Below are 6,945 nucleotides of genomic sequence, written 5' to 3' on the forward strand. Positions count from 1 at the left end.
GATCAAGCCGAGGGCCAGGACCCGCGGCAAGCACCCGGCGGGCCGCCGCGCCCGGCGCTGAGGCCGGGCACCGCCCGGTTCGCGCCGAGGCAGGCGACGATGCGCCTTGCTTTCCCACTCCACCTCGGATATAGGAATAAAATCAACATCCTGCCGTGCCCCGCCGCCGCACAATCCGCAGCGCCTCCACCAGCACGTCCCGGGTGATCCCCTGCTTGCCAAACATCGCCTCCGCCTCGTCCAGCGTGGCCGACACCGCCGGCCGCAACCGCAGCGTTCCTTGCTCCATCCAGCATTCCAGGTGCCTTGGGTTCCCGAGCGCCTCGCGCACCCCACGCCGCAACGTCACCTGTCCCTGGGGCGAGACCTTGAGCAGAACCCTCTTGCCAGGCATGGCGAAGCCCTCCATCCGTCCAGACGGATAAAGGACTAAAATCCTAAAACAGTAAAGAAAAAAGGCCGGGGTAGCGAACTCCCCCGGCCCGGCCGTCTCAGAGCTTGCCGAGATAGGCGGCCGTGTCGCTCATCCGGTTCGAGAAGCCCCACTCGTTGTCGTACCAGGACATCACGCGCACCAGCCCGCCATCGACCACCTGCGTCTGCGTCGCGTCGAAGGTGGAGGAATGCGGGTCGTGGTTGAAGTCCACCGAGACCAGCGGCGCGGTGTTGTAGCCGAGGATGCCCTTCAGCTCGCCCTCCGAGGCCTCCTTCAGGGCGGCGTTGACCGCCTCCTTGGTCAGCCCCTCGGTCTTGCCCGGCACGAAGTCCAGGCTGACCAGCGAGACGTTCGGCGTCGGGATGCGGATGGCGGTGCCGTCCAGCTTGCCCTTCAGCTCCGGCAGCACGAGGCCCACGGCCTTCGCCGCGCCCGTCGAGGTCGGGATGGCCGAAACCGCCGCCGCGCGGGCGCGGTGCAGGTCCTTGTGCAGCGTGTCCACCGTGTTCTGGTCACCCGTATAGGCATGGATGGTGACCATGTAGCCGCGCAGGATGCCGAACTTCTCGTGCAGCACCTTGGCGATCGGCGCCAAGCAGTTGGTGGTGCAGGAGGCGTTGGACACGATCCTGTCCTCGGCCGTCAGCGTCTTGTGGTTCACGCCATAGACGATGGTCTTGTCGGCGCCCTCGCCGGGGGCGGAGATCAGCACCTTGCGGGCGCCGGTGCCGAGCAGGACCTGCGCCTTCTCGCGCGCCGTGAAGATGCCGGTGCACTCGGCGGCGATGTCCACGCCGTCCCACTTCAGCTTGGTCGGGTCGCGCTCGGCCGAGACCTTGATCGGGCCCCAGGTCTTGCCATGGGCCTTGATGGTGATGCTGTCGCCCTCGACGATCACCTCGCCGGGGAAGCGGCCATGCACGCTGTCATAGCGGAAGAGGTGGGCATTCGCCTCGACGGAGCCGAGGTCGTTGATGGCGACGAACTCGACATCGTCGCGCCCGCTCTCGCAGGCGGCGCGCAGCACGAGACGCCCGATGCGGCCGAAGCCGTTGATGGCGACCTTAACAGCCATGAGACGAACCCCTTTTCCTCTGAGTTACGACAGTTTCTTCCGGACGGTGGCCGCGATGGCCTCCGCCGTGATGCCGAAATGGGGATACAGGTGTTCCGCCGGCGCGCTAGCGCCGAAGCCCTGCATCCCGATGAAAACTCCGTCAGCGCCGGTCCAGCGATCCCAGCCGAAGCCGAGCGCCGCCTCGACGCCGATGCGCAGCCCCTTGCCCAGCACCGCGTCCTGGTGCTGCGCGTCCTGCAGGGCGAAGATCTCCCAGCAGGGCAGCGACACGACGGCGGTGGGGATGCCCTCCGCCTCCAGCGCCTCGCGTGCCGCCATGGCGATATGGACCTCGGAACCGGTGGCCACCAGGGTCGCCTTCCGCTCGCCCGAGGCTTCCGCCAGGACATAGCCGCCGCGGGCGCAGCGGTTCTCGCCCGCCTCGCCGCGCAGGGCGGGAAGGTTCTGGCGCGACAGGGCCAGCACGCTCGGCCCGTCGACGCGGCGCAGGGCGAGCTCCCAGCACTCCGCCGTCTCCAGCGCATCCGCCGGGCGGAAGACAAACAGGTTGGGCATGGCGCGCAGCGAGGCCAGCGTCTCCACCGGCTGGTGGGTCGGGCCGTCCTCGCCCAGGCCAATGCTGTCATGCGTCAGCACATGCACGACCCGCTGCTTCATCAGCGCGGCAAGGCGCAGCGAGGGGCGCAGGTAGTCGGCGAAGACCAGGAAGGTGCCGGAATAGGGGATCAGCCCCCCATGCAGCGCCAGGCCGTTCATCGCCGCGGCCATGCCGTGCTCGCGGATGCCATAATGGATATAGCGGCCGGAGAAGTTGTCCGGCGTGACCGAGGGAATGCCCTTGACGTTGGTGTTGTTGGACCCCGTCAGGTCGGCCGAGCCGCCGATCATCTCGGCGATGGACGGCACCAGCACCTCCAGCGCGCGCTGCGAGGCGATGCGGGTGGCGATCTTCGGCTTGTCCTCGGCGACCTTGGCCTTGTAGGCGCCGAAGGTCTCCGCCCAGTCGTCCGGCAGGCGGCCCGACATGGCGCGCTCGAACTCGGCGCGCTGCGGGTGCTTGGCCAGGCGCTTGAGCCAGGACCGGCGGGTGCCGCCGGCACGCCGGCCGGCCGCCTCCCACTCGCCCTTGATCCCCTCGGGGATCTCGAAGGGCCCGTGGTTCCAGCCCAGCGCCGACTTCGCCGCCGCGGCCTCGTCCGCGCCCAGCGCGGCGCCGTGGCTGGCGGCGGTGCCGGCCTTCTTCGGCGCCGAGAAGCCGATGATGGTGCGGCAGGCGATGATCACCGGCTTGCGCGACTTCTGTGCCCAGCTGAGCGCCGAGGCGATCTCCTCGTGGTCGTGGCCGTTGATCCGCCGCGTCGCCCAGCCATAGGCGCGGTAGCGGGCCAGCACGTCCTCCGAGAAGGAGATGGCGGTGTCGCCGTCGATCGAGATGTGGTTGTCGTCCCACAGCACGCAGAGCTTGGCGAGATTCAGGTGCCCGGCCAGCGAGGAGGCCTCGTGGCTGATGCCTTCCTGCAGGTCGCCGTCGGAGGCGATCACCCAGGTGCGGTGGTCCACCAGCGACTTGCCGAAGCGCGCGGCCAGCAGGCGCTCGGCCATGGCGAAGCCGACGGCGGTGGAGATGCCCTGGCCCAGCGGGCCGGTGGTCATCTCGATGCCGGGATGCTCGCCATATTCCGGGTGGCCGGCGGCGGGGGAGTGGAGCTGGCGGAAGCGCTGCAACTCCTCGATGCCCATGCCCGCCTGCCCGGTGAGGTGCAGCAGCGCATAGAGCAGCATCGAGCCATGGCCGGCCGAGAGGATGAACCGGTCGCGGTCCGCCCAGCGGGGGTCGTCGGCATCGTTCTTGAGGAATCGGGTCCAGAGGACCGTGGCCACGTCGGCCATGCCCATGGGCATGCCGGGATGGCCGGATTTCGCCTTCTCGACGGCGTCGATCGCCAGCACCCGGATGGCATCGGCCATCCGGCGCACCGGCGTCGCCGCTTGTGCCAGGATCGCTGCCTGGGCGGCGAGGGCGGGATTGGGTGGCGCGGGCGCCTGGGAATCTGGTTCGGTCGTGGCCAAGGCGTGATCTCCGAAGCGTGAGTTCATAGAGGGGGGCGCCCGATCCGCCAACCCTGAGCGGCTTATTGCGATGCGGCAAGACCCCTGCAAAGGCGTCGCATCCGCAGAGTTCATGGGAATTTCAATGGGATAGATGTTTATTGGCTCGCCTTGCCCGATCCGGTGCGGCAGCTTCGGCGGCATGGACAGCCTGGCTTTCGACCAATCCGGCCTGCCGGCGATGCCCCCGGGCCCGCCGCACCAGGAACAGCACGCCACGTCCTCGCCCCTGGTGCGGGACCTCGTCATCGGCACGGCGGACGGGCTGACGGTGCCCTTCGCCCTGGCGGCGGGCCTGTCCGGGGCGGTGGCGGCCAATCCGCTGATCGTGACCGCCGGCCTGGCGGAACTCGCGGCCGGCTGCATCGCCATGGGGCTGGGCGGCTATCTGGCGGCGCGCAGCGAGGCCGACCGCTACGCCTCCGAATATCGCCGGGAGTGGGAGGAGACGGCGGACTATCCGGCGCGGGAGCGCTGGGAGGTGGCGGCGATCTTCCATCGCCAGGGGCTGCGGGGGGACACGCTGCAGGCCGCGACCGAGGCGATCTGCGCCGACCGGCAGCGCTGGGTGGATTTCATGATGCGCTTCGAGCTGGAGCTGAGCGCCCCGACGCCCGGCGAGGCGCCCCGCTCCGCGCTGCGCATCGGCGGCTCCTACGTGGCCGGCGGGATGGTGCCGCTGCTCCCCTACATGCTGCTGGACGACACGCCGCGGGCGCTGCTGGTATCCAGCCTGGTGACCGGGTTGGCGCTTCTCGCCTTCGGCTGGCTCAGGGCGCGGGCCACCGGAATGCCGCGCCTGGCGGGTGCCTTGCAGACGGCCGTGATCGGCGCCGTGGCGGCCGGCGCCGCTTTCGGCATCGCGCGGCTGGTCAGCGGATGAGGTCCGGGGCCAGCCGCGCCTTGCCCTCCGGCGCCGCCGGGGCGAGGCTTCCGGCCGACATCCAGGCAGGGACCGGTCAGCCATGGCCCATGAATTCCAGACCGGCGGCACGGCGCCCGCCATCCTCCGCAACGCCGCGCTCGATTCGGAAGCGATCCAGGAGGCGCGGCGCGACCTCGCCGCCTGCTTCCGCATGGCGGCGCGGCTGGGTCTGCAGGAAGGCATCTGCAACCATTTCTCCGCCCTGGTGCCGGGCCATGACGGGCTGATGCTGGTGAACCCCTATGGCTGGGCCTTCGAGGAGCTCACCGCCTCCCGCCTGCTGGTCTGCGACTTCCAGGGAAACGTGCTGGCCGGGGAGGGCAGGCCGGAGGCGACCGCCTTCTACATCCATGCCCGGCTGCACATGCGCCACCCCCGCGCCGTGGCGGCCTTCCACACGCACATGCCCAACGCCACCGCCCTGTCGATGACCGAGGGGCCGCCGCTGCTCTTCGCCGGGCAGACGGCGCTGAAGTTCTTCGGCCGCGTCGCGGTGGACGAGGACTACAACGGCCTCGCCCTCGACGAGCGGGAAGGGGACCGGATCGCGGCGGCGATGGGGGAGGCGGATATCGGCTTCCTCAAGAACCACGGGGTGATGGTGGTCGGCCCGACCATCGCCGAGGCCTGGGACGACCTCTACTACCTGGAGCGCGCCGCCGAGGCCCAGCGCCTGGCCCTTTCCACCGGAAGGCCGCTGAAGATCGTGCCCGAGCCGGTGGCGCGAGAGGCGGCGGCGCGGATGCGGGAGGGCGACCCGGAAAGCGCGCGCCTGCACCTCGCCAGCATCCGCCGCATCCTGGACCGCGAGGCGCCGGACTACGCCGGCTGAGGCCCCCGCCCCGGAAATGCCCGCGACGTGAGAGCTCCGTAGAAACCGATGCACACCGATCCCGTCTGGTCCGACATCGCCCTCCGACTGCTCCTGGCGGCGCTGGCCGGGGCCGCCTTCGGCATGAACCGGGAGGCCAAGGGGCATGCCGCCGGGCTGCGCACGACCCTGCTGGTCTGCCTGGCCGCGGCCCTGGCGATGCTGCTGGCCGATATCCTGATGACCACCACCCGCCGCCCCGACCACGGCGTGATCAGCATGGACGTGATGCGCCTGCCGCTCGGCATCCTGACCGGGGTGGGCTTCATCGGCGGCGGCGCGATCCTGCGCCAGGGCGGGACCGTGACCGGCGTCACCACCGCGGCGACGCTCTGGTTCGTGACGGTGGCCGGGCTCTGCCTGGGGGCCGGGGAGATCGGCCTCGGGGTCGCCGGAACGCTGCTGGGCCTCGGGGTGCTCTGGGTGCTGAAATGGGTCGAGCGGCGGCTGTGGCATGTCCAGGGCGCGACGCTGCTGCTGGTGGGCGACAGCGCCGTGCTGCGAAGCCTGGACATGGAAACCCGCTTCGCTGGGCTGGGTTACGAGACCTTGCGGCAGGCGGTCATCTATCGCGAGAACGGCCGGACCTGCTCGCGGCGCTACAATCTGCGCTGGCGCGGGCGGTACGGCAGCCGCCGGCAGGTTCCCTCCTTCCTGGAGGAGATCGCCGCCCTGCCCGGCATGCGCGAGGTCCGCTGGTCGCCCTGAGCCGGCGGCGGTTGGAAATGTCAGGATGAGGTTGAGGACATGATCGACCGGCTGGACCATCTGGTGCTGACGGTGCGCGACATCGCGCGGACGCGGGACTTCTACGTGCGCGGCCTGGGAATGCGGGAGGAGGTCTTCGGCGGCGGGCGCGTGGCGCTCTGCTTCGGGCGGCAGAAGTTCAACCTGCACGAGGCGGCGGGGGCCCCGGTCCTGCCGCGCGCCGCGAACCCGACGCCGGGCAGCACGGATTTCTGCCTGATCGCCGACCGGCCGCTGGAAGCGGTGATCGTTCTGCTGGAGGAGCGCGGGCTGGCGATCGAGCTCGGCCCGGTGGACCGCGCCGGGGCCACGGGGCCGATCCGCTCGGTCTATCTGCGCGATCCGGACGACAATCTGGTGGAGATCTCGGAATACCGCTGAGGCGTGGGGCCGACCCTTTTGGCAGCCTCCTTTGGCAGATGGACAGCGGCGGCGCCCGGCGGCATGGTCCGCGCCTTCATGACGAATTCTGACATTCCCCCGATCCGCCTGCTGCCCGGCCGCGAGCGCCGGGCCAAGGCGGGGCATCCCTGGATCTTCTCCAACGAGGTCGCCACCGGCGCGGCCACCAAGGCGCTGGTGCCCGGCGGGCTGGTGCGGGTGGAGGGCGACGATGGCAGCCGCCTCGGCCTGTACCAGTACAACCCGCATTCCCTGATCGCCGGCCGGCGCCTCAGCCGCGATCCCGACGCGGCGGCCGGCCCCGGCTTCTGGCGCGAAAGGCTGGCCGCGGCGCCTGTCTCTTGATCACATCTACGCACAGCTCCACCGTAAGGCGA

At 70.3% G+C, this 6,945-nt stretch carries 8 protein-coding genes; 5 read left to right on the top strand and 3 right to left on the bottom strand.

Annotated features, from left to right (window positions below):
- Positions 1-142 precede the first annotated feature (142 nt).
- From ROTAS13_RS16470 to tkt, 3 genes are all read right to left on the bottom strand, one after another.
- The gene (locus tag ROTAS13_RS16470; RefSeq protein WP_075822884.1) at positions 143-394 is read right to left on the bottom strand and encodes a hypothetical protein; all 252 of its coding nucleotides are present in this window, start codon (positions 392-394) and stop codon (positions 143-145) included.
- Between the two features lie 97 nt (positions 395-491).
- A complete protein-coding gene (gene gap, locus ROTAS13_RS16475; RefSeq protein ID WP_019462609.1) occupies positions 492-1,511 on the bottom strand; it encodes a type I glyceraldehyde-3-phosphate dehydrogenase in 1,020 nt (339 codons plus the stop codon).
- A gap of 24 nt (positions 1,512-1,535) precedes the next feature.
- Complete coding sequence (gene tkt / locus ROTAS13_RS16480) at positions 1,536-3,611, bottom strand: transketolase (RefSeq protein ID WP_370688464.1); 2,076 nt, start codon at positions 3,609-3,611, stop codon at positions 1,536-1,538.
- Between the two features lie 154 nt (positions 3,612-3,765).
- On the opposite strand from tkt, the gene ROTAS13_RS16485 reads away from it, so the two are divergent.
- The 5 genes from ROTAS13_RS16485 to ROTAS13_RS16505 all read left to right on the top strand — a co-directional run bounded on the left by ROTAS13_RS16485 (position 3,766) and on the right by ROTAS13_RS16505 (position 6,913).
- Positions 3,766-4,506 carry a VIT1/CCC1 transporter family protein gene (locus ROTAS13_RS16485; RefSeq protein WP_079253404.1) on the top strand — a complete coding sequence of 247 codons (741 nt, stop codon included), beginning with the start codon at positions 3,766-3,768 and terminating at the stop codon, positions 4,504-4,506.
- An 82-nt stretch (positions 4,507-4,588) separates the two neighbouring features.
- On the top strand, positions 4,589-5,380 hold the full coding sequence (locus tag ROTAS13_RS16490) for an aldolase (protein ID WP_058390128.1): 792 nt from the start codon (positions 4,589-4,591) through the stop codon (positions 5,378-5,380).
- A gap of 48 nt (positions 5,381-5,428) precedes the next feature.
- Complete coding sequence (locus ROTAS13_RS16495; RefSeq protein WP_058390129.1) at positions 5,429-6,127, top strand: MgtC/SapB family protein; 699 nt, start codon at positions 5,429-5,431, stop codon at positions 6,125-6,127.
- A gap of 39 nt (positions 6,128-6,166) precedes the next feature.
- On the top strand, positions 6,167-6,547 hold the full coding sequence (locus ROTAS13_RS16500; protein WP_058390130.1) for a VOC family protein: 381 nt from the start codon (positions 6,167-6,169) through the stop codon (positions 6,545-6,547).
- Between the two features lie 78 nt (positions 6,548-6,625).
- A complete protein-coding gene (locus ROTAS13_RS16505; protein WP_253187699.1) occupies positions 6,626-6,913 on the top strand; it encodes a hypothetical protein in 288 nt (95 codons plus the stop codon).
- The last annotated feature ends 32 nt before the right edge of the window (positions 6,914-6,945 follow it).

Origin of the sequence: Roseomonas sp. TAS13, from assembly GCF_001950415.1 — a bacterium.
In the GTDB taxonomy this organism is placed as follows: Bacteria; Pseudomonadota; Alphaproteobacteria; order Acetobacterales; family Acetobacteraceae; genus Roseomonas; species Roseomonas mucosa.